Genomic DNA, 26850 nt, shown 5'->3' on the forward strand with positions numbered 1-26850 from the left:
GAAAACCGTCCGAGCCTGGAGCCGTGCATGCGTTTCGCCACCTATGAACATCGACACCAGCGCCGGGTCGCCGTCGTGGAGGAGGACGGCACCCTCCACCCGGTTCCCGGGGAGCACTCGCTCACGGAGCTGATCAGCTCCGGCGACGGACTCGACGCGCTCCTGCGCGCCAGCGCCGCCACGCTCGATGTCCCGCCGGGCCCTCATGTGTCCGAGGTACGGCTGCTGCCACCGCTTCAGCCGCCCACCGTGCGGGACTTCGTCACCTTCGAGGAGCACGTGGAAGGCGTACGACGGTCCGTGGACGGCGTCGGCGGGGCGCCCGAAGCCTGGTACGACGCCCCGACGTTCTACTTCACCAACCCGTACGCCGTCATCGGCGCCCACGACGACGTCCCGGTGCCGCCGGGCAGCGAAGTCCTCGACTTCGAGCTGGAGGTCGCCGCCGTCATCGGCCGGGAGGGGCGGGATCTTTCTCCCGAGCAGGCCCGCGACCACATCATCGGCTACACGGTCTTCAACGACTGGTCGGCTCGCGACCTGCAGTTCCGCGAGATGCAGGTCAGCCTCGGCCCGTGCAAGGGCAAGGACACGGCCACCACCCTGGGCCCGTACCTGGTCACCGCCGACGAGTTGGAGAAGTACCGCGACTCGGACGGTTTCCTGCGGCTGGCGCTGACGGCCGAGATCAACGGCGAGGTGGTCGGCAAGGACCTGCTGTCCAACATGAGCTGGACCTTCGAGGAGATGGTCGCCTACGCCTCCCGGGGCACGGTCGTCCGCCCCGGCGACGTGCTCGGCTCGGGCACGTGCGGCAACGGCGGCTGTCTCGCCGAGCTGTGGGGCGTACGAGGCAGGCAGGACCCGCCGCCGCTGAAGCCGGGCGATACGGTCACGCTGACCGTCGAGGGCATCGGCTCCGTCTCCAACACCGTGGTGACCGGGCCGGAGCCAGTGCCCGTTCCGGTCGCCCGGCGCCGTCCCCGGGAGCGACCATGACGCCCGGCGTCCGTACCCTGCGGCTGCTCGGCAAGGTCGTGGTCGTCACCGGTGCGGCCGGCGGCCAAGGTGCCGCGGAGGCGGAGGCACTGGCCCTCGAGGGCGCCCGGGTGATCGCCACCGACGCGACCGAAGCACCCGGCTGCCGCCGCCTCGACGTCACCAGCGAGCAGGACTGGGCCGATCTCGCCGCCGAGCTCAAGGAGTCGTACGGGCAGGTGCACGGCCTGGTCAACAACGCGGGCGTCACGTGGAGGGCCCGTATCGACGAGGTACGGCCCGAGGACATGGCCCGGGTCCACGCGGTCAATGTCACCGGCCCGCTCCTCGGCATCCAGCACCTGGTGCCGCTGATGCCCGCGGGCGCGTCGATCGTGAACGTCGGTTCGACGGCGGCGCTGACCGCCCACTATCCGGTCGCGTACACGGCCAGCAAATGGGCGCTGCGCGGCCTGTCGAAGACCGCCGCCATGGAACTGGGGCCGCGCGGCATCCGCGTGAACACCATCCACCCGGGCTTCATCGAGACGGCGATGACGGCCTCCGCCGCACCCGCGTTCCGCGAGGCGAACCTGCGCGAGACGCCGCTCTGCCGCACCGGCACCGTCGACGACATCACCCCGCTCGTCACCTTCCTCCTCTCCGACGACTCCGCGTTCATCACCGGTGCCGAGATCCCCGTCGACGGAGGCCTCACCGCACATGGCGGCGCCAAGTCGATCTCGGACGCCCTGCGTCAGGACAGCTGAACAGCAGCAACGTACGGCAGGCACGTGCAAGTCGCGTAAGTCATGGATGAGTTGGGCGGGCAGGGGACCACAACCCCTGCCCGCCCGACGCCTTTCGCGCGCTCTGCCACAGTGCTCTACGACAGGGGCATCACCTTGCGGTACGCGAACACCGCGACCACCGCCACCACGACGTGCATCAGCAGCAAGGCCACGACGCCCGCCACTCCGCCTTCACCGAAGAGCAGGAAGTCGGGCACGAAGGACAGCGCGACGACGGTCGGCACCAGCCATCGCATCAGCGCTTCGGGGTCCTTCGACACCTTGCGGATGATGGCCCAACCGATGGCCCCAGCCACGACCCCGACCGTTGTCAGGAAGATGTACGAGCCCGGCATCAGCGGCTGGAAATTGTCGGGCGCGCCCACGGCCAGGGCGAGGAGGGCAAGCACCGCGTCGGCCAGCGAGGCCACGACGATCGCGGCGAGCACACCTCCGGCGACGACGAGCGGTCCGCGGCGGGCGACGACAACCTCAGGGGTAACGGACAAGGCAACTCCAGGGACGGGGAGAGGGAGAGCTCCGAAGGGTGTTTCAATTTCAAACCAAAGCCTCCCGGAAGGTGATTGAAACTTCAAGACCGCCGGGAAATCTCTCCCGCTGAGCTCTGTCGGGACATCCGGACAAACCTGTTGACAGCACCAGGGGCCAGCCCCATAGTTACCAAACACTAGAGCGCGCTAATGATGCGCTCTAGTCACGGAAGGCGAGGTGGTCGCACCCATGCGACCGCCACGGACAACCGACAACGGTTCCGCCGCCTCGCGAGCCCTCTCCCACGACACACCCACGTCCTGGGCCGGGCGTGCTGCGCTCCGGAGCCCCTGAAGCACTTCGGTCCGGGGATCCTGAAGCGCTTCGAGGCAGGCCCCTGCTTCCCGTATCCACTCCCCCATTCCCCGATTCCCGTAGCCACTCCCCGACCGCACAGTGAGGTGCAAGGGACATGCACAGACACCACCGAACCGCGGCTCTCGCCGCCACCGTCCTCATCGGCACCCTGCTCGCCGCCGGCTGCTCCAGCAGCTCCGGCGGCAAGGAGTCGGAGGAAGGCGGCGCGGAGGCCGCGGCGGGCAAGGCGAGCACCCCGCAGATGACCGTGGCCATGATCACCCACGCCGCTCCCGGCGACACCTTCTGGGATCTGATCCGCAAGGGTGCCCAGGCGGCCGCGGCCAAGGACAACGTCAAGCTCGTCTACTCCAGCAACCCCAATGCCGCCGACCAGGCCAACCTGGTGCAGAACGCGATCGACCAGAAGGTCGACGGCATCGCGCTCACCGCGGCCAAGCCGGACGCGATGAAGGACGTCGTGGCCAAGGCCAAGGCGGCCGGCATCCCGGTGGTCGGCTTCAACTCCGGCCTGGACAACTGGAAAGAGCTCGGCATGCTCGAGTACTTCGGGCAGGACGAGAACATCGCCGGCCAGGCCTTCGGCGAGCGCCTCAACGAGATCGGCGCCAAGAACGCACTCTGCGTGGTTCAGGAGCAGGGCCACGTCGCCCTGGAAGCGCGTTGTGCGGGCTTGAAGAAGGCGTTCGAGGGCAAGACGGAGAACCTCTACGTCAACGGCGCCGACATGCCGTCCGTGAAGTCGACGATCACCGCCAAGCTCAAGCAGGATTCGTCGATCGACGAGGTCGTCACACTCGGCGCCCCGTTCGCGCTGACCGCCGTCCAGTCCGTGGCGGACGCGGGCAGCAAGGCCAAGGTCGCCACCTTCGACCTCAACAAGGACCTGGTGAACGCCGTCAAGGAGGGCGACGTCCAGTTCGCCGTCGACCAGCAGCCGTACCTGCAGGGCTACCTGGCGGTGGACGGCCTCTGGCTGTACGAGAACAACGGCAACTTCAGCGGCGGCGGCACCGCACCGGTCCTGACCGGTCCGGCCTTCGTCACCGAGGAGAACGTGGACGCCATCGCCAAGTTCGCCGAAAAGGGCACCCGTTGACATGGTCCCTGGCTGAAGAAGGCATCTGACCTAGGTAGTTGGTGTTCTGGGATGTTTTGGTGACGTACAAGACCCGCTGAGCCCACGGCCGCAGCCCCGAACCGACTGCGGCCGTGGTCGACGCGCAGAGCGTGAGAACTTCGGCACCTGTGGCCGAGACCAGCCGGCCGCTAGTCGTCCAGGCTGCCCATGGTCAGATTGACGGTAGTGCCCGTCATCCCGCTCGCCTTGTCGGATGCCATGAAGACCGCAACGTCAGCCATCTCCGCAAGCGTCATGAGCCGTCGCGGGTGGGTCCTGCCGGCGAGCAACTCCTGCCACTGTTCCCAGGTCATGCCCGTTGCCTTGGCGCGAGGCTCGAAGGCTTCCTTGATCGTGCGTGTCTCCGGCATGCCCTGTGGGCGCAGACCGACCACGCGGATGCCCTGAGGTGCGAGCTCGGCGGACAGGTCTCGAGTGAGTGCCTCCTTGGCGGCCTGCGCCGGACCGTAGCCTCCCACCAATGGGAGGCCCGTCCGCGAGTGGAGTGCGGTGACGGTCATGATCACCCCCGATCTGTTCGGGATCATGTGACGTGCGGCCAGGCGAGCCGTCAGGAAGTACGACGTGACGTAGGCGGTGATCGGCAGGGAGAACTGCCCGGCGTCCAGTTCGGCCAGAGGGACACCCACTATCTGCGCATTCGGGATGCCGACCGCGTTGAACGAGATATCGACGCGGCCCGCCTGGTCGATCACGGACTGCAGATGCCTGTCCACCGCCTGCTCGTCGAGCGCGTCGACCTCGGCCGCCTCGGCGGATCCGTCGGCGGAAACGATGTCCTTGGCGACCACCTCGACCGGTGCTTGGAGGCGCCCGGTGAGAAAAACCTCGGCCCCCTCACGCGCAAAGGCGCGTGCGACAGCACTGCCGATTGCGCCTCCGGCTCCGTAGATCACCGCAACCTTGTCCCTCAGCATCATCTCTCTGGTTCCTTTCTGTGCAGTGGGTGATCACACCTGCCCACCTCATGAGTGACGACCGACGGCTGAGACTCATCTGCGCGGGGCTGTCCTTTCGCCATCAGCCGGCGATCGGATCGTCCGAGCCGTCGATGATGTAGACACCGCGACGTCGGGGAAGGGGGCACCCCGCAGCCGCCCCCTTCGCCCCTCTGCCGGTGTCCATACAGGATGGAAGTGCGACACGGCGTGGGAAGAAGGTGAGGTGACGGTGGGTGTGGTGACAGCCGACCTGATCTCAAGGGCGCGGGCGGGGGACGGTGAGGCGTTCCGGAAGCTGACCGAGCCGTACTGCCGGGAGTTGCAGGTGCACTGCTACCGGATGCTCGGATCCTTCCAGGACGCCGAGGACGCCCTGCAGGACACGCTGCTGGCTGCCTGGCAAGGCATCGGAGGGTTCCAGGGGCGCGCATCGATCCGCACCTGGCTCTACCGGATCGCCACCACGCGGTGCCTCAACGCGCGCCGCTCGGCGAGCCGACGCCCGGCCAAGGAATGGGATGTGCCCAATGTTGAACCGCCCGAGCCGACCCGGCTCGGCGAGGTCGTCTGGCTGCAGCCGTTCCCCGACGCCCTCCTCGAGGGTGCGCTCGGCATGCCGCTCGGTCCGGAAGCCCGCTACGAGCAGACCGAAGCCATCTCTCTGGCCTTCGTGACCGCACTGCAGGTCCTGCCGCCTCGCCAGCTCGCCGTGCTCATCCTGCGCGACGTCCTCGGATTCGCCGCGACCGAGGTGGCCGACATGCTGGACTCGAGCGTCGAGTCGGTCAAAAGCGCCCTCAAACGTGCCCGCGCCGGCCTTCAGCGCCGGCAGCCGCCGACCGCCGAGCGTGAACCGGCTCCCGCCTGCGACTCACCCGCCGAGGACGCGCTCGTGGTGAAATTCGTCCGCGCGTGGGAGTCCGCCGATGTCGACGCGCTGGTGGCCCTTTTGACCGACGACGTATTCATGTCGATGCCGCCGATGCCCTTCGAATACGAGGGCCCAGACGTCGTGGCCCGCTTCTGCGCCGGCATCTTCGGCGCGGGCCGAAGGTTCGACCTCGTGCCGACCCGAGCCAACGGTCAACCGGCGTTCGGGGCCTACTTGCACGCCCCTACCGGCATCCGCCACGGGACCGGCCTCATCGTCCTCACCCTCACCGGCGACCGGATCTGCGCCATGACCCACTTCGAGACCGGTGTGCTCCCATCGTTCGGGCTGCCGCGATCGCTCCCGCGCCGATAGCCGGCTTCCGAGCGGTTGGATGTGCGCGGCAGCGGAACACACTCCGGCGGACGTGCAGCGGCGACGGCGAGCGCTCCGGCACCGCTGCCGCCGCAACTCGTATCTACTGGCCGCCGTCACACCGTACTCGCGTCGGTCGTCGCCGCCCTCGCCGAGCAGCGCGGATGCCTGGTTACTGTCGTAGGCGGCGAGCACTGTATTCGAGGTCACCCAGAGGCCAAAGGGCCGCAGGCCGGGTAGGTCTAGCGCAGGTAGAGCCCTCCTTCGTGGCTCCTGGCACAGGCCGAAGCCCATCGCAGCTGCAGGTTCCGGGCGCGATGGGCTTCGACGAGGTCCGGCCCCGGTCGCGAGCGGGAGCGCCGCCCGCGACCGGTCCCGCGTCAGTTGTTATGAGAAGTGCGGCGGCGACGCATCAGGTATACGGCCGCGGCGCCGCTGAGGAGGAGCGCCCCGCCCACGCCGGCGATGACGGGTGTGGCGGAGTTGCCGCCGGTCTCAGCAAGGCTCAAGTCGTCGTCGCCGGTCTGGGTGTTGGGCTGATTGCCCGCGGCGTCGGCGTTCTTGGCGTCCTCGGCGCTGTTCGAACCGGTGGACTCGGCGGAGGACTGGCCGTCGGACGAGCCGCCCTCGGCCACGCCACTGCCGGATCCGTCACCATCGGACCCGTGACCGCTCAAACCGTCACTGTCCGAACCGTCATGGGCGGCGCCGGAGCCGTCCGGCATCGCGCAGGTGGCCTCGGCTAGCACGATCTCTCCGGATGCCTTCACCACGCCCAACTTGGCTGGAGTCACTGTGTACTTGAGTCGAAGCGCGGTGGCGGCCCCGGTGCTGTCCGTCGTGGTCGCGTTCTCCAGGACGAGGTCGACGGTGCCGACTCCGGGCACCTCGACGTGCTGGTCGCCGGGCCCGTTCACAGGCACCGGCTTGCCGAGGACGGTCACGTTGTCCGCCAGCGTGGCCTTCGCAGTCGGCTTCTTGCCTGTCTCGCAGGAGGCCGTGGCCTTCAGCAGGTCGGCGGTCAGCAGCGGGTCGGCGGGCAGGCCGGGTGCGTAGGCCCGTACGCCGACGAGCTTGACGTCGCCCACCGACCGGTGCGCGTCCGCTTTGACGCTGGAATGCGCGATCTTGGCTTTGACCAGGGTTGTGGGCTGCCCCTTGTTCGCGCCGTTCACCTCGGCGGTGAGCAGCGTCTGGTGCGCGTCCCCGGGCGCGCTCAGGTCGCCGAGCGCCTGCTTGACCGGGACGTCGCCGACGCCCTCCACGGAGACGCCGAGGTCGGCGCGCGCCGCGACGGCGGTCGCCCTGCCGGTGGAACCGGAGCTTTCGTGCGCGGGTGCGGCATAGGCGGGGCCGACGGCCAGTGCGCCGCCAAGCGCCACAGCCGAGACGCTCAGGAGAGCGGCTGGGCGTGCGGGCATGCTGAAGACATTCGCGTACAACTGGGAAACCCCCACAGAGACATGGAGCCGTCGGCGCTGCCGTGTTCGGTACAGCGTGTCCGCCGACGACCTCGACCCGCAGATCATGGCCTCACGGATGTCGGTCGTGCGACAATCCGACAGGAGATCACCCCAACGTGCGGTTTCCTCGCCCGCTCCTTGCCTAGCGCGCACCTTCCGGCCCGGTAACTCGTTACCACCGCCCGGCCAGCCCCAAGACATCGTCGCCAGTCGGGTGCCAGCCGGAATCCGATCAGGCCGCCAGCGTGTGGTGCGGCGTTGGTAACTCCGACACCACCAGCACCACCGCTTCGACCCGGCTCCGCCACGTGTCGCCGGGACTGCGGCAGCCCGGAACTGGCCCGGCTCACCGCGTCACACGGAGGAAGCCGTCGGGGCGGGCGCTCTCTCCGGTGCGGACGGGCCGGCGATGCCGCTCTGAGCGGCCAGCGCCTTCTCCAGTCGCCGGATGTGGTAGTGCTGCACCCGCGTGGTGCGCTGCAGGGCCATGACCGCGGCGAGGAACTGGTCCATCTCGGCAGCCCGGGTGAGGATGTCGTCAGGCACGTGCTCGTCCCGCAGGCAGGCTTCCGCGTCCTGGGTGAGTACGGCGTGTGCCCAGCAACGGGTGATCGGCTTGAACAAGTCCGGGTGGTTGGCCACGATCCGGGCCCGGATGGCCAGGTCGTTCTCGGCGGCCTCCAGGTGCAGTCCGGTGTCCTTGTTGCGCGCTCCGAACAGCGGCTCATGGATGTGGTGGGCATCGAATCCGTGCTCGACGCAGCCGATCCAGAAGTCCCAGTCCTCTCCCGCCCGCATGGTCTCGTCGTACCCGCCCACGGTCTGCCACGCTTCGCGGCGGTACAGCGAGCAGTAGAACATGATCAGTCGCTGGAGCAGCAGTTCTCTGCTGTAGGCGGGGAGGGGCATCGCCTGCGGGGGCAGGTCGTCGTCGGTGAAGGTGAACACATCGGTTGAGGCGATGGCGATGTCGGGGTCACTGTCCAGTACCTCGACGGTCTTCTCCAGCATCGTGGGCGCGATCACGTCGTCGGCGTCCAGCGGAAGGATGTAACGACCGGCACTGGCCTCGATTCCGGTATTGCGCGCGGCGGAGACCCCGGCATTGGCCTGTTGGAGCAGCCTGATGCACGAGTCGGGGTGGCGGGCGACCAGGTCCTGGGCCACCTCGACGGTGTTGTCGGTGCTGCCGTCGTCGACGATGACGAGTTCCCAGGCGCGGAACGTCTGGGCGAGGACGCTGGACACTGCCTCGGGCAGATAACGGGCGTAGTTGTGGCAGGGGATGACCACCGAGACCACAGGGTCGGAGCTGTGGGGCATGCGCCGTCTTTCGCTTCGGAACGGAACGGGATGGAGGGATCCGGGGCGGGGGTACGGTCGGCAGGATTCCGCGACGTCGGGCGCCGACGCCCCCCCCCCGGCCCTGTTCAAGGGCCACGTCGCGGCAGACCAGCCGGATCACGTACTAGCTGGAGCTGAGTTGACGCCCATGGAAGTCGCGGTGGTCGTGGTCGTGGTGTCCGCGCCCGTGCTCCTGATGGTCCCCGTAGTCACAGATGGTGATGTTGGCGACCGGCGTGCAGCAGTACCCGTAGTCGGTGATGGTCATGTTGCCCACGGGCGTGCAGCAGTACCCGTAGTCCGTGATGGTGACGTTCCCGATCGGCGTGCAGGGGTGTCCGTCCGCGGAGGTGAGAGTGGCGTCGCCGCCTATCGGCTGTCCTTGGTACGCGTACGGTGCCGACGCTGTCCGCGTGTCCGAACCGAGGGCGGTCGCGTAGGCCGCCTCCGCGGTGTTGAGCAGTCCGGCGGTTGCCAGTGCTGCAGGGAGGGCCAGGGAGGACATGACACGGGCTTTCACGGTGGGGCCTTTCCTTCGGGGACTGGGAGTTGCCCTCTACCGCTGGTGAAGTCCGCGGCAGGGGCAGCAGCACCACCGTAGAATTTCATTACTTATCGTGCCAAAGCGATTACTCCATGTGAGTACACCCGCGGTCCGGTACCCCTGCCCCCCGGCCTGTACCGGCCCCGATCGGTCAGGACGGGGCCATGGCCCCGACGTCCGCCAGGTCCGTGGCGTGGTGCGGGTGCAGCACTTCCAGGTCGGGCAGGGCCCAGCAGGCAGTGCCCATGTCCCGGGCCATCGCGGCCAGCCCCTCTGTCTCGATGAGGTGCTGGTACGGGAAGGAGGGGAAGATCAGGCCGTCCCGGTGGAGGTCGGCGCGTACCAGCAGGGCGGTGCCGCCGACCGAGTCGACGCGGACGAGCCCTTGCCCGCGCAACTCGTCGAGGTACCTCCGGCCGAACCCCCTGGGTGGCTGCAGGATGCCGTCGCGCAGCCATTGGGACCAGTTGAGGGTGCTGGCTCTGGGGTGCAGGACGAAGGTGTTGAGGTCGTATGTGGATCCACCGGTCGTCGTGGCGCAGTGCGGGACGACGATGTCCTTGCGCGCTCCGAGCAGGCGTTGGACGAGGTCGGCCGGGTAGCCGGTGACATCCGCATCCAGCCACAGCACCCACTCCTCGTCGGTGAGGGCTCGGGAGAGCAGATGGTTGCGCACCTTGGCCAGCACCGATCGGCGCCGGCGCTGGACGCCGGGCTCCCAACGGGGGCCGGCCAACTGGAGGCCGAAGTCACGGTGTACGAGGGTGACTCGCCGGTACTCCGCCTCAAGGCGCGGCAGGACCTGTCGGAGCAGATCCGGCGTCGTGTCCGTGCTGTCGCCCTCCAGCAGGCCCAGTGAGATCGCCTCGCGCGGGTAGTCCAGGGCGCGAAGGTTCTCCAGATAGCGCGGCAGGAACGCGGCGGCGTCCTTGAGCGGGGTGAGCACCAGCACGAGGGGGCGCTCATTCGCCGGGCCCGGGGCGGGCTCGGGGGCCGTCCCTGGTCTTTGCTCGGAAGCTCGGATGGCTGGACCGGTCTCGGCGTGGGCGATGTCCTCCGGCCCGATCGGCAGTCGGTTCGCCATCGCGAGCAACCGCTCGGCGTATGCGCCGGGTTCGGACCAGATCTCGGTCGCCACGTCGAAGTGCTCCGCGAAATGGGCCTCGTTGAACGTATTGCTGCCATGACACACGTACGTGTACAGCTCGGGTGCGTCGACCGACACCACCCGGCAGGTGCGGACCACCTCTTCCGCCACCGGGGTGTCCTCGCCCCGGCGTAGCGCCGGGTAGCGCGGGAGGCGGTCCTTGGCGCACACCATCGACCCCTCCCATACGCGCGCGCAGGAGATCGCGAGCTTGTGGCGAGTGGGCCACCACAGCTGTTCACGTGCGAGGAAGCAGGCCTCGGCGCCGAGCGAGAGAATCGCCGCCATCTGTGTCTCGACCCGCTCCGGGTCGTACAGGTCGTCGTCGTCCCACTGGCATACGTAGGGCCCGGCGGCCCGGTCCACCGCTTCGTTGCGCAGTTCGCCCAACGGCCGCCCCTCCGGGGGGAGCCGGTGATGGCGAATCCTCGGGTCGCCCAGCTCGCGAATGTACTGCTCGAGGGCGTCATCCGTGCCGTCCTCCACGACGACCAGTTCCAGACTGGGATACGTCTGCGTACGGAAGCACGTGATCGCGCGACGGGCCGTCGACGAGCGGTCCTTCGTCACCATCAGGCATGACACTGTCGGCGCGGGCGCGCCCGAGGTCCAGCGGCGGCGTTGCGCGTCCAGGTTGAGCAGACCGTCGGCGAGCGGTTGCAGCTCCTGGCTCGCCCAGAACGGGAACCGTCTGGCCGCCGACGTCCGCGGAGCCTCGGGGGCGTCGCGCACCCAGCTGCCGGACCAGTGGTGCACGGCGTACGCGCGCTCGTAGTCGGCCTCCTGAGGGCCGAACAGCTCCGTCGCGTACGGGCTCACCTCGGGGTACAGGACCTCCGGGCCGAGGATCGTGATCGAGGCAGACTCCGGGGCGCTGTCGATCGCCCTGGTGAGGAAGAAGGGGCCGGTGACATCCAGGGTGCCGGGCATCTTGTGAGCGCCGACCAACTGGTGGTGCACATGGGCCCAGAAGGGGTGGCCTGGCCGTGACGCGATGAATGCGTTGCCGACGATTCGGTCGAATCCGCGCTGGCGGGCCAGCAGCAACCGTGTGTGCGCCTGGGGCTCGCAGCCGAGGACGAGTTCGTGCCCGTCAAGGATTCCGTCGACCGGGCGCAGGCACTCGAAGTCCAGATCCACGTAGAGCCCGCCGAAATGGTCGAGCAGGAAATAGCGAATCGCGTCGGCCCGCATGATCGGTTCCGCGTAGCCGTCGTAGACCGGCAGGAACCATGGATAGTGCTCCTGGAGGAATGCACGATTGTCGGAGTCGGTCCACAAACGGTATCCCCAGCCGGGGTGATGCAGGCGCCATGAATCAGCCCATTTCTTCCATTGGGCGGGTACATCGGCGTCTTTCCAAGTCTGGTGAATCAAGGCGGGAATCTTCTGCTGCATCCGCATTCACACAGTATGTCGATCCACTTGGCCGAGAGGATTTCCAATAGGCCCCGCCGGTTGAACATTCACCCGGACGGCCCTCCGTTATACGAGAGCAGCTGGTGGATCGGCCCGGGTCTCCACACGACGGGGGCCGTTCTCATGGCGTCGCCGACCCTTGTGCACCGCGGGTCTGCGACGCAGCAGGGCCTGACGCTGGGCGAGTTTCAGCGGGCACCGTCGTTCTCGCGTGGTCCACTACGATCCGGGTCTTGCGCCGCAGGGGTGGCGCGCGACCCGGATGCGGATGGCCTGACGCAGATCAGGACTTGGGCAGAAAACTCTGCACGCCTCCGGCGGTCAGGTACTTGTCGCTGACGAAGCGGTTGCCCGGGTTCGAGTAGATCCCGGTCCAGGGGCCTGACCTGCGGACTCTCGTCTGCATCTGATTGCCCAAGGCAGCTTCTTTCGTGAACAGGTCATGCCACATTCAGCAGTACGGGTGAACGCCCGACGCTTTCGTTCGGTGCCGGTGGTGAGTCCATTACGGTTTGCAAATGGATCCGGCGGCTATAGCGGAGGTCCTGCGGGCGGGCGCCGGTTGAAAGGCGCACCTGATGTTGGGGTTGGGGAAATCACCGGACGTACTCAAGACCCGGGCCCGTTCAGGCCGTTCGAGCCGAGCGGGGGTCTGGCGCGCGGTCGGCATGGCATGTCTCGCCGCAACAGCGCTGACCGCCGCCGGTTGGTGGGCAGCCGAGAGTCTGCCGGCGCAGATGAGGGCATTCGGGCCGTCCGTCGCCTGCTGGGTGTTGACGGCCTCCCTGATGCTCCGTGCTTGGGGGGCGATAGGGCGTGTGCGAAAGCGTCTGCTGCTGTTCGCGGGATCTGCCGCGGCCGGGGGTGTGTACCGGGCCGCGGTTACCGTGTTGTCGGCCCACCCTCCGGCGTGGGCGCTGGATGCGCGACCGTTGCTCGGTCCGCTGGTGGTCACCGGAGTGACGGTGGCGGTAGGCCTGGGAATGGCCGGTCTGGTGGTCGCGGCCGATTCCGGTGCAGGTCGGCACTTGTGGCTGCGGCGCGTGCTGGACGGGGTCGTCACGGCCGGCTCCGTGTTCATGACGGGATGGGTACTGCTGCGGGCGGTTGGTGTCGGTTGGAGGCTGGAGAAGGGGATGGTCGGCGTCCTTTGGGCCGCTGAAGTCGTGTTCCTCGGCTTTCTGTTCGCCTTGTGGTGTCGCGTGCGGGACGATCAGCGGGCCACTGTGGGAGTAGCGGTCGTCGGGCTGACCCTCACGCTGATCGGCGACACCGTGCGGCTGTGGTCGGCCGTCCCGTATTCCGCCGAGGTGATGCCTTCTCAGTTGGCCGACGCCTGCGGCACCGCGGGACTGCTGGTGATCGCTGCCAGCCCTTGGGCGGACGGCGGAGTGAACGTCCTGGGCACTGGTCGGCCCGCCCTGTGGGTGGGGATACAGGGTGCGGCGGCGTTCGTTCCCCTGACCGTCTGCACCATAACGGCGCTGGGATATGTGTTGGCTCCTCTTGCCCGCGACCCGGTACCGCTGTTGGTCGGCGGAATGGTGCTGCTGGGTCTTTGGGCACGCCAGACCTTCCTGCCAAGCGAGAACACCGGAAACGACGACGGATGAAAGCGCGTATGCCGCGTGCTCACGCTGCTGTGGTGACCTCATCAGCGCAGTGGCCTCGAAGGACGACGCACACGGCCGCCCGATCCATCTGGAACGTCGTCACCACGCGGCGTGAGGGAAGCTGCGCGCTGCTCGAGAAATGGAGAGGCGTCCTCGCATCATCGCTGGAAGAGCACCGCGGCGGATACGAGCAGCACCACCGACGTCCCCACGCCCGCCAGCGCGAGTGCCACCTTCGGCATCTTCGCGGTGAGCCACTCCAGCACCTGGTAGAGCGCGGTGAGGGCGAGCAGCACGACCGTGACGTACAGCAGCACGGCCAGGCTCACCCCCACGATGGCGCCGGCGATCCGGAAGCGTCCCCAGAACACCAGCGCCAGCACCAGCGGGATCACGACCGCGCCCGACAGCCCGCCGACGAGTTCGACGAACCACGGCCGGTCGCCCATCCAGGGCAGCCTCGGGATGCCCGCATCGAAGAGGTCGAAGGACGCGTAGATGCCGAGCACGGTGATCAGCAAGACGGTCAGGGCCGCGGTCACGCGGTAGTACCGCTTTTGCGTCTTCGACCAGCCCGTTCCGGTGCCGTCGAGCATCGTCGCCGTCGCCACCGCCGACCAGACCAGCCACCGCCGGATCAGCGCGGTGCCGGCGTCCGCCATCGCGTCGCGCAGTACGCGGTCGGCCTCCACACGCAGGACGACGCGGCCGTCGGTCGAGGTGTACGTCTGGTTCCCTGGTGAGTGGATCAGTCCGTCGTGCAGCAACGTCGCCGGAAGGTGCTCCCCAGTCTTTGGCACGAGCCAGGTGAAGAGCGCGGGTACCGAGGTCAGATCGCTGCGGAAAGTGCGGGTCGAGCGGGGCACCAGGAGCTCGCCGAGGTGCCGGTCGGCGTAGGCGATGCGGCGCTGCATCTTGAATTGCTCGCGGCCGTTCTCAGTGAGCCTGACCAGCTCGATCCGGGCAGGGCATGAAGAGTCGGGCGGAACTTCCTGATGTCCGTCATGAGCATCGACGCCACCGTCGTAGAAGCGGGTCGGCTCCGGGGTAAATGGTTGCTCGGCATCCCGCGTCATCGCGCGACCTCGTAGGCCCCGGTCTCCTCGTTGCTCCGGTTCGGCCTGGGTAGACGATTGATCACGATCATGCCGTCGGACGCGGACATGCGTACCTCCCTGTCCCCACACGGGTTCACACCCCTTACTCTTCCGGCGATCGGCTGCCGTTATCCGTTCTCCTGGCGATCTGTCACCCATGCGCTCAAGGTGGTTGAGTCCGCAGCACACCATGGCCGCCAGGTCGGGGTGCCCGTCGAAATCTGGGTGGAGCGCGGGGGCGGTGGGCTGCGCGGATATTGGTGGTTGGCACAGCGTTGCGGGACGGTCCGGGTGGGCCATCCCGCAGGCTTGAGTTGTCGGTTCAGACCGAGGTCGGTACGAAGACGCCCGGAGCGAACCAGCTCATGCTGATGTAGATGCCCTGACCGCGGTCGAGTGCGCGCAGGGCCGCATGCGCTCCGGCCACGAAGAGCGCGATGTGCGCTGATGCCGCTCCGGTAGGAGGGGCCGGGGTTCAAACTGCGGGCGGTCAGGCCACGACTTCGTAGGTGAGGGTGTAGCTGGCTCCGTCGGCGTTGAACTCGGTCGTCTTCTGCCCGGCACCGACCTTGGCGCCGTTGACGAAGTGCACGCCCAGCAGGTCGTCCGGATCCAGCCACCAGCCGAGGTCCCTGTCCCACACCTCAATGCGCAGGCGGGAGTGGTCGCTGAAGGGGGCATCGAGGTTGATGTCCCAGGTCTCCGAGGTGTTCATGGGGCGGTAGGCCTCGCCGTAGCGAGACACGAGAGTCGTCGTGGGCCGCGCCCGGACAACCTTCGCGTTTCTCGTCGAGAGGAAACCGTCCTACCGACCTGTCGAAGCAGATCAGGCTCAGGCCCACATACGGACGGTCAGCGGACGATCGTGCTGCGTCCCGCCGCGAGTCCGGCGAACGCGGTCAGCAACCACACCGGCCCGACCACGCCCTGGAAGCCGGGGAGTCCGGTTGCCCCCGCGAAGATCGTCACTGCCAGCACCGGCAGCAGGCTCAGCACGCCGATCCAGCGCGATACCGTGCGTTCGCGCAGAGCCATCCACGCGATCGCCCCGGCCGCCACGACCACACCCAGCCAGCCGATGTAGCCCCCGAAGTCATTGAGCATGAAGTACACGAACAGGCCGTCGTCGCCGAAGGACTTTTCATTCATCCCCGCCGGCAGATAGATGGCCAGCGCTCCCTTCCAGCCGTACCCGTACGTCAGCCCGGCCGCCGAGGCCGTCAGCGCGCCGCTCACCACATGCGCCGCCGTACTGCCCGGCACCCGCGGTTCCACCTGCCGCCGCCAGGCCGCTGCCAGTACGAGCAGGAGGGCGACGGTGATGAACCCCGCCACCAGGCCCAGGTGGGCGGTACCGCGAGAGAGCTCGTCCAGGATGGACGGGTCGACGGGTTCTGTCTCTACGACGCCGCTCCGCGGATCGGCGACGAACGTAGCAACGACACCGAGCAGTCCTGCCGCGACCCCATAGAGCGGCCACTTGGCCCGCCCGTTGCCGCCGCCGGACCGGACCGCGCCGGCCGTTGCTCCCGGATCCACTGCTGTCATGACTCTCAACTCCCCTGGAGGTGACCGCTTGAGCAGCACTGTCCGCGCGGCGGCGTCCCGGGCAACAGGGACACCAGTCCCTTTCGCCCGGGATATCCGTACGCCACCATGTCCCCATGGGTCGGGGGGACCGAGGAAGCCGACGGGACCGCGCGCTGCGCCGTGCCGCGTACGCCGTCGCAGGAGTCGGCGCCGCGAGCTGCGTTGCCGCCGTGCCGGCGCACGCGGTGCTGTCCCGGCAGGTCGAGCTCAGCAAGCTGTTCTGGAGCGATCTGGTGCTGGGCACGGTGTGGCCACTGCTCGGCGCGGCGGTGGCCCGCGTCCAGCCGCGCAATCGGCTGGTCTGGCTGATGATGGCGCCCGCGCTGATCGGCCCGTACCACCTGCTCACCTACTACGCCGGCTATTCGCAGCTGGTCGCTGAACACCCCCTGCCCGGCTGGCAGTTCGGGGCCTGGCTGGGCTGCTGGGGGTTCGTGGGCTACTTCTTTGCGATCCCTCTGGTGCCGCTGTTCTTCCCGTACGGACGGCTCGGCACCCGCCCGCGGCGGGTGCTCGCGTGGACCGTCATCACCGTCGCCACGACCGGCACCCTCGCCGCGATGCTGCGTCCGAGCGGCACCGACCCGGTGCCCGCCCTGGCCAACCCGCTGGGTGTACGGGGCGCGGAGTGGCTGCACACTGTCATGTACGTGTCCTCCGCTACATGCATGTCCGCCGGCACCGCCGCGGCCTGCTTCTTCATTGTGTTACGCACCCGTGCGGCACGCGGCGTGGAGCGCTCCCAGCTGCAGTGGCTGATGCTCGGTGGCCTCCTGATGACCCTCGCGTTCACCGGCGTGGGCTTCACCACCGGGCAACTCCCTCAGCTGCTGACCGACCTGCTGATGGTGGCCGCTCTGCTCGGCCCGCCGGCGGGTATCGCCGTGGCGATGCTGCGCCACCGCCTCTACGACGTCGAGGTGGTACTGGGCCGGGCCATCGTCTTCACCCTGCTGAGCGGACTGGTCCTCGGCGTCTACCTGGCCGTCGTCGCGGGCGCGGGCGCCCTCGCGCCCGGTTCGCTCGGCGGCACGGCCGCGATCGCCGCGGCCGCGCTCCTTGCGGCAGCCGGCCGCGGGGCGGTCCAATCGGCCGTGGACCGGCTGCTGTTCGGACACCGCCACGATCCGTACGCGGTGATGGCCCGCGTCGGCCGCCACCTCGCCCCCGCCTCGGAACCGGCCGAGGCCATGCGACTCCTGGTCGACGAGCTCCGCCGCGCCCTGCGCCTGCCGTACGCGGCATTCACCGGACCGGCCGTGACGGCGACCTCCGGCACACCCGTTCCCGGTGCGGGCTGGCGGACCGTGCCCTGCCTGGCACTCGGCCGCTGTGTCGGCGAACTTCACCTGGGGCGGCGGCGTCCGGCCGAGCCCTGGACCGCGCAGCAGCGGGCCGCGGCCGAGGAGGTCGCGGCGCGGGCCGCGACCCTCGCGTACGCGGCGGGGCTCGTCGAGGACGTGGCCCGCAGCCGGGCCCACATCGTCGCCGTCCGAGAGGAGGAACGCCGTCGGCTCCGCGCCGACCTGCACGACGGCGTCGGCCCCTCCCTCGCCGGCACCGCCCACCAGCTCGACTCCCTGGCCCGCAGGACCACTGACCCCCAGCTCGCGGACGCCATCAGGCTGGCACGGGACCGGCTGCGCACAACAGTCGGTGATCTGCGCACCGTCGTGAACGGCCTGCGCCCCGCCGTGCTCGACCAGCTCGGCCTCGCAGGCGCGCTACGTGAACTGCTCGCCGGCTACGACGTTCCCACCTGCCGCTGCTCGGTCACCGCCGCCTGCGCCGAACTCCCCGCCTCCGTCGAGGTGGCGGCGTACGCGATCGCGGCCGAAGCAGTGGGCAACGCCCTCAAACACAGCGCATCGGGCCGCCTCACCCTCACCGCCCACGTCACCGCCGGTTTTCTCGTTCTGACCGTCGAGGACAACGGCTGCGGCATCCCGCCCCGCCACCGCGCAGGAGTGGGCCTGCGCAGTATGAGCGAACGCGCGGCGGAGGTCGGTGGCCGACTGGCGATCACCCCGGCCCCGGGCGGCGGCACCTCGGTGCAGGCCAGCATGCCGCTTCCCCTGGAGGAGACACGTGCCACTGCCTGACCAACCCCGCGAGCGCCCCTTGAGGGATACCGATACAGGAGAGGGCGAGATGAGCCAGCCGCAGCCTGTGACCGTCCTCGTCGTCGATGACCACCCCATCTTCCGGGCCGGGATGGTGACCGTACTCGGCGACCTGCCCGGCGTCTCCGTCATCGGGGAGGCCGCCGACGGGGCCGAAGCCATTGCCGCTACCGCACGGCTGCTGCCGCATATCGTGCTCATGGATCTGCGTATGCCTGGGGTCGGTGGTCTCGAGGCGACCGCCCGGATCACCACCGTCCATCCCGAGGTCGCGGTCGTCGTCCTCACCATGGACGAGGACGACGACTCGGTCTTCGCAGCTCTGCGCGCGGGGGCCTGCGGCTATCTGCTGAAGGAGGCCGACGGCGCGGACGTGCACCGGGCCCTGCTGGGCGCCGCACGCGGCGAGGCCATCTTCGGCCCCCGCATCGCCCAGCGGGTGCTCGCCCATTTCGCCTCGCCGCACGCGGCCCGAGACACGCTGCCCTTCCCTCAACTCACGGACCGGGAACGGCAGATCCTCGACCTGCTCTCCCGCGGCCTGGACAACGCCTCCATCGCCCGCCACCTCTCCCTCTCCGAAAAGACGGTACGCAACCGGGTCAGTGACGTCCTGGCCAAACTCCGCGCCCGTACCCGCGCCGAAGCGGTAGCCCTGGCCCGGGACGCAGGCCTTGGCCTGCCTTGAGGCCACAGCAGGTCGGATCGGGCGTGGCGCACCGGCCCCTGCGGACCATGGCCGCAGACGTCCCCGCGGCCGGGCTGAAGGGCAGCGAATCGGTCCCAGCGCCGCCCTACGGGGGACGGGGTGGCACCGGGACTGACGTGAGGGAACTCCAACGAGACGCTCACTGGTCCTGGGCCGGAGCGGTGCGGGCTGCTGAGTCTCGGCTTCCCGCTCGGCGGCCTGGCCAGTACGTACATGAGCCCAGGTCCTGCCTCCACGTGGACTACATCAGCGCGCCATGACGTCATGTGATCAATAAGCTACTTACGGTGCATCTGGGCGTCGTCCAGGTCGTGTGCGGACCGAGCCCACTCGTGGGTGCGGCCACGGAGACGGAGGACTTGCTGTGTGGTTCAGATACAGATCTCTCGCGCTGCTCGCCGCGGGAGGCGTCACCCTCGCGCTGGTTGCGGTTCCCGGCTCCCCAGCGCAAGCGGCCCCGTGCGTTCCGCCGGCTGATGGCTGCGGCACCACCGCGGTGACGTTCGATGTGACGGGCGATGGTCTCCTCATCTCCGTGCCCAACGGCCCCGTCGACCTCGGAGCCGGTGCTCCGGGCACCACGACGACCCCCGCGTCGCTTGGCACCGTGACCGTTACCGACGCCCGAGCGGGCGATCTTGTGTGGACGTGCAGGGTCCAGTCGACCGCATTCACGGCAGCGGGGGTGAACGCCATCCCGGCTTCCGCGGGGAGATACGTCCCCGGGACCGTCACCACCAACAACGGCACGGCGAGCAGTCAGAACTCCGATGACATGAGCGCGAACAACCCGATCGCGAGTCACGCTGCGGGGACTGGGAACAGCACCAGCACATGGACCCCGACGATGTCGATCGTCATCCCCAATACAGCGCAGGCGGCCACGGATTACAGCGGGACGGTGACCCATTCTGTCACTCCCACGTAGGCGAGCGATTCCGCTGCTCCTGGTCTTTGTGCTGGCCGCTCTGTTTCACGGCGCGGCCGGCAGCGATGCCCGGCCGATGGCTTCTCAGGGCACGCAGGACGAGAGATCGGAGGAGCGGGAAGCGCAGTTCGGTCTCCGACTGCTGGAGGCGCCAGTCATCCGTCGTGACGATCCCCGTGCCTATACCTCCATCGTCGATCACCTCAATCCGGGCACGACCATCGAGCGGCGGGTAGAGGTCAGCAACAAGTCCGCGGTGCCGCTGCGCATCGACCTCTACGCCGCCGCGGCTTCCATCAGGAAACGGACATTCACCTTCGCGGCTGGTCGGACTCAGAACGAACTCACGGAATGGGCCTCGGTCGACCACCCGGTGCTCGAGGTTCCGCCCGACAGCAAGAAGACCGCGCGGGTCACCATCCGGGTGCCACGAAAGGCCTCGCAAGGTGAGCGGTACGGCGTTGTGTGGGCCGAGGTCGCCAGCGCCGGGAGGGGCAGCGTCAAGCTGATCAACCGGGTCGGCATCCGCATCTATCTGGATATCGGCCCTGGTGGTGAGCCACCCTCGGCGTTCCGGATCCAGAAGCTCACCCCGTCACGCTCCCGCGGGGGCCAACCGCGGATCACTGCCCAGGTGCGCAACACCGGGAAACGAGCCTTGGAGATGTCCGGCAAGCTGTGGCTGTCCGAAGGGCCGGCGGGTCTGCGTGCCGGTCCGTTTCCTGCGACGCGGGGAACGACCCTGGCCCCCGGTGATACGGGCTCGGTGACCGTTGAGCCGGACGACGCTCGTCTGCCCAACGGTCCCTGGAAAGCGCGACTGTCTCTGACCAGCGGCAGGGTCCAGGAGACCGTCACCGCCACTGTCACGTTCCCGACCGCGGGTATGCAAGGCGCGTCGATCGTCCCCGACTTCATGCAGCGGCCCTCGACGCTGTCCTGGGGACTCGGCGCTCTGCTGGCCATCCTGGCCGTCGTCGGCGTCCTCCGACAGAAGCGGCGACTCGCGCGGCGCGGAGACTGACGGCGCAGCACCGCCGCGACGACGGTTTCGGCCGCCAACAGAAAGCCATTCTGCGCCAGGAAACTATCAAGCTGTAAAGAGTATGTTTTTGCCCCAATAGAGTTGTCGGCCAATGTTCCGGATCGGTATCCGGCGCACCCGCTCATATGGTGCGCTCATGGCGAGAATGCGGCGTGGAGCGGGGCGACTCATGGCGGTCTTGCTGGCGTTGGTGATGCTGCAGGTCGTCTCGCCCGGTATCGCGGCGGCCGCGCCCCCGTCCTTCGGGCCGAAGGCTGACTTCGGTGCGGGGACCAATCCGTATTCGGTCGCAGTGGGTGACTTCCGGGGGAACGGCAGGAAGGATCTGGCCGTCGCCAACTACGGCTCGGACACGGTCTCGGTGCTGCTGGGGAACGGGAACGGCACCTTCGCGGCCAAGGTCGACTACGCGACGGGCCTCGACCCGTATTCGGTACAGGTCGCCGACGTCAACCGCAACGGCACCCTGGACCTGGTCGTGGCCAACTACGCAGGGGACAGCGTGTCGGTGCTGCTGGGTAGGGGGAACGGCACCTTCACGGCGAAATCCGACTACGCCGCCGGCGACGGAGCGGAAAAGGTGGCCGTGGGTGACCTCAACGGCGACAAACGTCCCGACCTGGCCGTCGCCAACTACGGCTCGGACACGGTCTCGGTGTTGCTGGGGAACGGAGACGGCAGCTTCGCGGCGAGGGTCGCCTACGCCACCGGTGACGGCACGTCCTGGGTGGAGATGGGCGACTTCAACGGCGACAGCCGCCTCGACCTGGCCGCCACCAGCTACCTCGCGAACACGGTGTCCATTCGGCTCGGGAACGGCAACGGCACCTTCGCGGCGAAAACCGACTACCCGACCGGTACGGCCCCATGGTCGGTGGCGATCAGTGACTTCAACGGCAACGGCACCCTCGATCTGGCCGTCGCCAACTACACAGGGGACAGCCTGTCGGTGTTGCTCGGCAACGGCAACGGCACTTTCGCGGCCAAGGTCGACTACACCGCCGGCGACGGCGCGGAGACGGTGACGGTGGGCGACCTCAACGGCGACGGTTCCCTCGACCTGGTCGTCGCCAACTACCTCGCGAGCACGGTGTCAGTCTTCACGGGGAACGGGAACGGCACCTTCGCAGCGAAAACCGACTACGCCATCAGTGGAGGTCCGGCCTGGGTGGCGTTGGGTGACTTCAACGGAGACGGCGCCGCCGATATGACCACCGCCAACTGGACCGCGGGCACGGCGTCGGTACTGCTCAACACCACTGCGCAGCCACCGGCGATCACCAGCGCGAACAACACGACGTTCGGCCGGGGGACGGCCAACACGTTCACCATCACCGCGACCGGCACTCCCACCGTCACCCTCACACGCACCGGCACACTGCCGCCCGGAGTCACCTTCACCGACAACGGCAACAGCACGGCCACCCTGGCCGGCACACCCACCGCCACCGGCACGTACCCCCTGACCATCACCGCCCACAACACCAGCGGCCCCGACGCCACCCAGAGCTTCACCCTCACCGTCGTCCAGGTTCCCACCTTCGGGCCGAAGGCTGACTTCGGTACGGGAACCAATCCGTATTCGGTCGCAGTGGGTGACTTCCGGGGGAACGGCAGGAAGGATCTGGCCGTCGCCAACTACGGCTCGGACACGGTCTCGGTGCTGCTGGGGAACGGGAACGGCACCTTCGCAGCGAAGGTCGACTACGCGACGGGCCTCGACCCGTATTCGGTGCAGGTCGCCGACGTCAACGGCAATGGCTCCCTGGACCTGATCGTGGCCAACTACACCGGGGACAGCGTGTCCGTGTTGCTGGGGAACGGGAACGGCACCTTCGCCGCGAAAGTCGACTACGCCGCCGGCGACGGAGCGGAGAAGGTGGCGATTGGTGACCTCAACGGCGACAACCGCCTTGACCTGGCCGTCGCCAACTACTTCAGCGATACCGTGTCGGTGTTGCTGGGGAACGGAAACGGCACCTTCGCGGCGAGGGTCGCGTACACCACCGGTGATGCCACGTCCTGGGTGGAGATGGGCGACTTCAACGGCGACAGCCGCCTCGACCTGGCCGCAACCAACTACTTCAGCGATACCGTGTCGATTCTGCTCGGGAACGGGAACGGCACGTTCGCGGCGAAAACCGACTACCCGACCGGTGCGGCCCCGTGGTCGGTGGCGGTCGGTGACTTCAACGGCAACGGTTCCCTCGATCTGGCCGTCGCCAACTACACCGGGAACAGTGTGTCGGTGTTGCTCGGCAACGGCAACGGCGCCTTCGCGACGAAAACCGACTACGCCGCCGGCCGCGGCGCGGAGACGGTGACGGTGGGCGACCTCGACGGTGACGATGACCTCGACCTGGCCGTCGCCAACTACTTCGGGAACACCGTGTCGGTCCTCATGGGGAACGGGAACGGCACCTTCGGGGCGAAAGTCGACCACACCACCGGCGCAGGCCCGGCCTGGGTGGCGACGGGTGACTTCAACGGCGACGGCGACGCCGATCTGACCACCGCCAACTGGACCGCGGGCACGGCGTCGGTGCTGCTCAACACCACTTCGCAGCCACCGGCTGACTCACTGTCGATCAGCGTGCCCTCCACTCGGAACCTGGGCAGCGGGGCACCCTCAAGCACGATCAGCGGCCAACTCGGCACCGTGCAGGTAAGCGACACCCGAAGCGGGATCACCAGATCCTGGACGGCCACCGTCTCAGCGACGGACTTCACCACCGGCGGCGGCACGCCCGCCGAGACCATCACGAAGTCAGCCGTGTCCTACTGGTCCGGACTGGCCACCAACACCACCGGAACAGGCACCTTCATCCCAGGACAGGCCACCGCCCTCAACGCCCAGACCCTCACCACCCCCCGCACCGCCTTCACCCTGACCCTCGGCACCGGGAACAACACCGCGAGCTGGAACCCGACCCTCGTCGTCGCGGTACCCGCCACCGCCCTCACAGGCACCTACACCGCAACGATCACACACTCCGTCGCATGACCAGACGGACTCCGCGTCACCCGATCAGCGGACTCCCTGAAAGGGCTCATTAGTCCATCCAGGTATGAATCGCCCAAAACGGCTGGCGAGTCGCTATGTTGCCTGACGGGCCGTTAGGGCCTTGTCGCCATGAGGGAGAGCCGCGTATGAGAACAAGACGTCACTATCCAAGCCGCGGCATGCGGATGAGCCTACGAGCATTGGTCATCACGATCGCCGTGCTGCTGGGCATGGCTTCTCCGCTGCCGGCCTCCGCGGCACCCTCCGGCACGATGAGCTTGAACCAGCTCGACTATCGGACGACCCAGCAGATCACGATCAACTACAGCACGAGCCAGCCCAGTTCCACCAACTGGGTCGGTATCTATGCCGACCCCGGCAACGGCCCGGTCAATGGCCAGTATCTCGGGGCATCGAAGAAGTGGAAGTACGCCCCCGGCGCCTCCGGCCAGATCTCGATCCCGGCCTCCGGCCTCAGCGTCGGCAGCTACGTGGCCTACTACCTGCACAACGACGGCTACAGCTGGCTGGCCAATCCGGTGAAGTTCCGCATCACGAGCTCCGCACGGACACCAACCGGTTCGATGAGCCTGGACCAGCTCGACTACCCGGCGGGTGACCCGATCTCGGTTACGTACAGCACGAGTCGGCCCAGCACGCTCAACTGGATTGGAATCTACTCCGATCCGGGCAACGGCCCCGTCAATGACCAGTACGTCGGGCCCGCGACCAGGTGGCTCTCCGCCCCTGGCTCCTCCGGCCAGATCTCGATCCCGACCGCCGGCCTGCCCCCCGGCCACTATGTGGCCTACTACCTGTACAACGACGGCTACAGCCGGGTGGCCAGCCCACTGAAGTTCCGCATCGTGCCCTCTGCCGCGGCCACCACGCTGAAGGTGGCCTCGTTCAACACCTGGCACGCCGCCACCCAGGTGACCGGGGGCCTCACCAAGGCCACCAACTTCGTCTCCTCCAGCGGCGCGGACGTGCTGGCCCTGCAGGAAAGTCAGGGGTACTTCGCCAGGGATCTGGCAAGGAACCTGGGCTGGTACTACTACCAAGGCCCCGCCAGCGTGGCGATCATCAGCAGGTACGCGATCACACAGACGTTCCCGCTCGCGCTGGACGACTCCGGGCTCGGCGCCCGGCTCGACCTGGGTGCCGGCAAGGAAGCCGTGGTGTGGTCGATCCACCTGGACTATCAGCACTACGGGCCTTACAACGCGTGCTACGAGGGCATGACGCCGACACAGATCGAGGACATCGAACGGAACACTTCCCGGCGGGTTGTGGAGATCAACGACATCCTCACCAGGGCGGCCCCCGAGATCAACGCGGCCAAGAGCGGCGGGGCGCCGGTGTTCCTGGCCGGTGACTTCAACACGCCGTCCCATCTGGACTGGGTGCCCGAGGCCGCGAGCCAGAACTGCGGTTACAGCTCCGTCAACTGGCCCGCCACCCGGGCCGTCTCCGACGCCGGTCTCAACGACTCGTACCGGGTCGTCAACCCCCTTCCGGCAACCATGACGGGCGACACGTGGTCCCCGGTGTACCCCAAGCACAACGGCTCCACGGGGCAGGACGAACCGCAGGATCGCATCGACTTCGTGCACTACGTCGGCTCGGCAACGCCCGTCAGCTCGACGGCCGAGGTCCGTGGCACTCCACAGCCGGTTCCCAACCATCAGAACAATGAATGGGTCAGCGATCACCGCGCCGTGGTGACGACGTTCGGCCTGACCTGAAGTACCGCTGCACAGCAGTGGGGATGCTGCGTGCTCGAGTAGCCATCCCCTCACCGCTCAACGGGCCGGCGCGTTTCGGCCTCACCGAGCCTTCAAGGCCGGCCCCTACTCCGGGGCCGGCCCGCTCGTTCCCCGGACCACCAGTTTCGGGTCGATGACCGCTTCGCGCGGCTCCAACTCCCCGTCTTCCAGGCGTTCCACGGCGAACCGGACCGCGTACTCCGCCATCAGGAGCGAGTCCTGGCGGACGGTGGTCAGGCCGATCGGCATGAGGTGGGACAGGTGGCTGTCGTCGTAGCCGACGACGGACAGGTCACCGGGGACATCGACACCGGCCCGTGTCAGTGCCATGAGCAGGCCCATGGCGCAGCGGTCGTTTCCGGCGAGGACCGCCGTGGGCAGCGGCTGTCCGCGGTCGCGTTCCGCCAGCAGCAGGCGGCCGGTCTCGATGCCGGATTCCTCGGTGTGGTCGCCGGGGATCACGCGCAGGTCGGCCTGCAGACCGTGGCGGCGCATCGCGGCGCGGTAGGCGCGGCGCCGCTCGGCCGAGCCGGGGCCCCGGCCGCCGTCGATGTGCACGATCCGGCGGTGCCCCAGTTCGACGAGGTGGTCCATGGCCTGCCGTACGCCCTTGCCCTCGGCGGTGTGCACGCTGTCGACGCGGGTCTGGGGCACCCGGCGGCCGACCGAGACGGCGACGGTGCGGTGGCCGAGGGCGTCGAGGTCCGCGGCTTCCATGTCCGGGCCCAGCAGGATCACTGCCTCGCAGCGATGGCTGAGCAGGGCCTCGACGGCTTTCACCTCGCTCCTGGCTTGGCTGGTGGCGGAGAGCAGCACTTCGTAGCCGAGGCGCTCGGCCTCGGGGTAGATGCCCTCGACGAGGTCGGCCTGGAAGGTCTGGTGGACGGTGAACATCACGCCCAGGGTGCGGCTGCGGCCGCGGGCCAGCAGCCGCGCGGCGTTGTCGGGGCGGTAGCCGATCTCGTCGGCGACGCGCAGGACGCGCTCGCGGGTCTCCTGGCTCGCCCCCGGCTGGTCGCGGAAGATGATCGAGACGAGCGCCCTGGACACGCCCGCCTTCTCGGCGACGTCCACCATCGTGGGCCGCTGTT

21 protein-coding genes are annotated in these 26850 nt (G+C 68.3%); 10 read left to right on the plus strand and 11 right to left on the minus strand.

Annotation, left to right across the window (positions count from 1 at the left end; genetic code table 11):
- The first annotated feature begins 27 nt into the window (after window positions 1-27).
- Complete coding sequence (locus tag ACQEVY_RS05360) at window positions 28-999, plus strand: fumarylacetoacetate hydrolase family protein (RefSeq protein ID WP_432945330.1); 972 nt, start codon at window positions 28-30, stop codon at window positions 997-999.
- Window positions 996-1748, plus strand: coding sequence for an SDR family oxidoreductase (locus ACQEVY_RS05365; protein WP_432945332.1), 753 nt, complete (start codon window positions 996-998; stop codon window positions 1746-1748). The genes ACQEVY_RS05360 and ACQEVY_RS05365 overlap by 4 nt, the downstream gene beginning before the upstream one ends.
- Window positions 1749-1864: 116 nt before the next feature.
- Here ACQEVY_RS05365 and ACQEVY_RS05370 read toward each other — a convergent pair whose 3' ends face one another.
- Entirely contained in the window at window positions 1865-2278 is a 414-nt protein-coding gene (locus tag ACQEVY_RS05370; RefSeq protein ID WP_432945334.1) for a DUF6069 family protein, read from the minus strand.
- Between the two features lie 455 nt (window positions 2279-2733).
- On the opposite strand from ACQEVY_RS05370, the gene ACQEVY_RS05375 reads away from it, so the two are divergent.
- Window positions 2734-3738 (plus strand): sugar ABC transporter substrate-binding protein, encoded by a 1005-nt coding sequence (locus ACQEVY_RS05375; RefSeq protein WP_432945337.1) that lies wholly within the window; start codon window positions 2734-2736, stop codon window positions 3736-3738.
- Window positions 3739-3908: 170 nt separating this feature from the next.
- Here ACQEVY_RS05375 and ACQEVY_RS05380 read toward each other — a convergent pair whose 3' ends face one another.
- Entirely contained in the window at window positions 3909-4700 is a 792-nt protein-coding gene (locus ACQEVY_RS05380) for an SDR family NAD(P)-dependent oxidoreductase (RefSeq protein WP_432945339.1), read from the minus strand.
- Between the two features lie 250 nt (window positions 4701-4950).
- Here ACQEVY_RS05380 and ACQEVY_RS05385 point away from each other — a divergent pair, with 250 nt between their 5' ends.
- Window positions 4951-5967, plus strand: a complete 1017-nt coding sequence (locus ACQEVY_RS05385; protein ID WP_432945341.1) for a sigma-70 family RNA polymerase sigma factor — start codon at window positions 4951-4953, stop codon at window positions 5965-5967.
- Window positions 5968-6347: 380 nt separating this feature from the next.
- Here ACQEVY_RS05385 and ACQEVY_RS05390 read toward each other — a convergent pair whose 3' ends face one another.
- From ACQEVY_RS05390 to ACQEVY_RS05410, 5 genes are all read right to left on the minus strand, one after another.
- Window positions 6348-7388, minus strand: a complete 1041-nt coding sequence (locus ACQEVY_RS05390; protein ID WP_432945343.1) for an SCO1860 family LAETG-anchored protein — start codon at window positions 7386-7388, stop codon at window positions 6348-6350.
- Between the two features lie 396 nt (window positions 7389-7784).
- Window positions 7785-8753: a glycosyltransferase family 2 protein gene (locus ACQEVY_RS05395; RefSeq protein ID WP_432945345.1), complete on the minus strand. Its 969-nt coding sequence runs from the start codon at window positions 8751-8753 to the stop codon at window positions 7785-7787.
- A 145-nt stretch (window positions 8754-8898) separates the two neighbouring features.
- Window positions 8899-9294, minus strand: a complete 396-nt coding sequence (locus tag ACQEVY_RS05400; RefSeq protein ID WP_432945347.1) for a hypothetical protein — start codon at window positions 9292-9294, stop codon at window positions 8899-8901.
- Window positions 9295-9469: 175 nt separating this feature from the next.
- Window positions 9470-11869 (minus strand): glycosyltransferase, encoded by a 2400-nt coding sequence (locus ACQEVY_RS05405; protein WP_432945349.1) that lies wholly within the window; start codon window positions 11867-11869, stop codon window positions 9470-9472.
- A 298-nt stretch (window positions 11870-12167) separates the two neighbouring features.
- Entirely contained in the window at window positions 12168-12302 is a 135-nt protein-coding gene (locus tag ACQEVY_RS05410) for a hypothetical protein (protein ID WP_432945351.1), read from the minus strand.
- A gap of 565 nt (window positions 12303-12867) precedes the next feature.
- Between ACQEVY_RS05410 and ACQEVY_RS05415 the strand changes: the two genes are divergently transcribed.
- Entirely contained in the window at window positions 12868-13497 is a 630-nt protein-coding gene (locus ACQEVY_RS05415) for a hypothetical protein (protein WP_432945353.1), read from the plus strand.
- Window positions 13498-13655: 158 nt separating this feature from the next.
- Here the strand turns inward: ACQEVY_RS05415 and ACQEVY_RS05420 are convergent, their stop codons facing one another.
- The 3 genes from ACQEVY_RS05420 to ACQEVY_RS05430 all read right to left on the minus strand — a co-directional run bounded on the left by ACQEVY_RS05420 (window position 13656) and on the right by ACQEVY_RS05430 (window position 16142).
- Complete coding sequence (locus ACQEVY_RS05420) at window positions 13656-14411, minus strand: DUF1353 domain-containing protein (RefSeq protein WP_432945355.1); 756 nt, start codon at window positions 14409-14411, stop codon at window positions 13656-13658.
- 673 nt (window positions 14412-15084) lie between these two features.
- Entirely contained in the window at window positions 15085-15339 is a 255-nt protein-coding gene (locus tag ACQEVY_RS05425; protein WP_432945357.1) for a hypothetical protein, read from the minus strand.
- 107 nt (window positions 15340-15446) lie between these two features.
- A complete protein-coding gene (locus ACQEVY_RS05430) occupies window positions 15447-16142 on the minus strand; it encodes a hypothetical protein (RefSeq protein ID WP_432945359.1) in 696 nt (231 codons plus the stop codon).
- 116 nt (window positions 16143-16258) lie between these two features.
- Here ACQEVY_RS05430 and ACQEVY_RS05435 point away from each other — a divergent pair, with 116 nt between their 5' ends.
- From ACQEVY_RS05435 to ACQEVY_RS05455, 5 genes are all read left to right on the plus strand, one after another.
- Complete coding sequence (locus tag ACQEVY_RS05435; protein ID WP_432945361.1) at window positions 16259-18286, plus strand: sensor histidine kinase; 2028 nt, start codon at window positions 16259-16261, stop codon at window positions 18284-18286.
- 49 nt (window positions 18287-18335) lie between these two features.
- Window positions 18336-18995: a response regulator gene (locus ACQEVY_RS05440; protein ID WP_432945363.1), complete on the plus strand. Its 660-nt coding sequence runs from the start codon at window positions 18336-18338 to the stop codon at window positions 18993-18995.
- A 1025-nt stretch (window positions 18996-20020) separates the two neighbouring features.
- Window positions 20021-20968, plus strand: coding sequence for a COG1470 family protein (locus tag ACQEVY_RS05445; RefSeq protein WP_432945365.1), 948 nt, complete (start codon window positions 20021-20023; stop codon window positions 20966-20968).
- 190 nt (window positions 20969-21158) lie between these two features.
- A complete protein-coding gene (locus tag ACQEVY_RS05450) occupies window positions 21159-23993 on the plus strand; it encodes a beta strand repeat-containing protein (protein ID WP_432945367.1) in 2835 nt (944 codons plus the stop codon).
- A 146-nt stretch (window positions 23994-24139) separates the two neighbouring features.
- Window positions 24140-25738, plus strand: a complete 1599-nt coding sequence (locus ACQEVY_RS05455) for an endonuclease/exonuclease/phosphatase family protein (protein WP_432945369.1) — start codon at window positions 24140-24142, stop codon at window positions 25736-25738.
- Between the two features lie 105 nt (window positions 25739-25843).
- Here the strand turns inward: ACQEVY_RS05455 and ACQEVY_RS05460 are convergent, their stop codons facing one another.
- Complete coding sequence (locus tag ACQEVY_RS05460) at window positions 25844-26836, minus strand: LacI family DNA-binding transcriptional regulator (RefSeq protein ID WP_432955068.1); 993 nt, start codon at window positions 26834-26836, stop codon at window positions 25844-25846.
- Window positions 26837-26850: the final 14 nt, after the last annotated feature.

It is taken from the genome of Streptomyces sp. CA-288835 (genome assembly GCF_050936385.1).
Classification (GTDB): Bacteria; Actinomycetota; Actinomycetes; order Streptomycetales; family Streptomycetaceae; genus Streptomyces.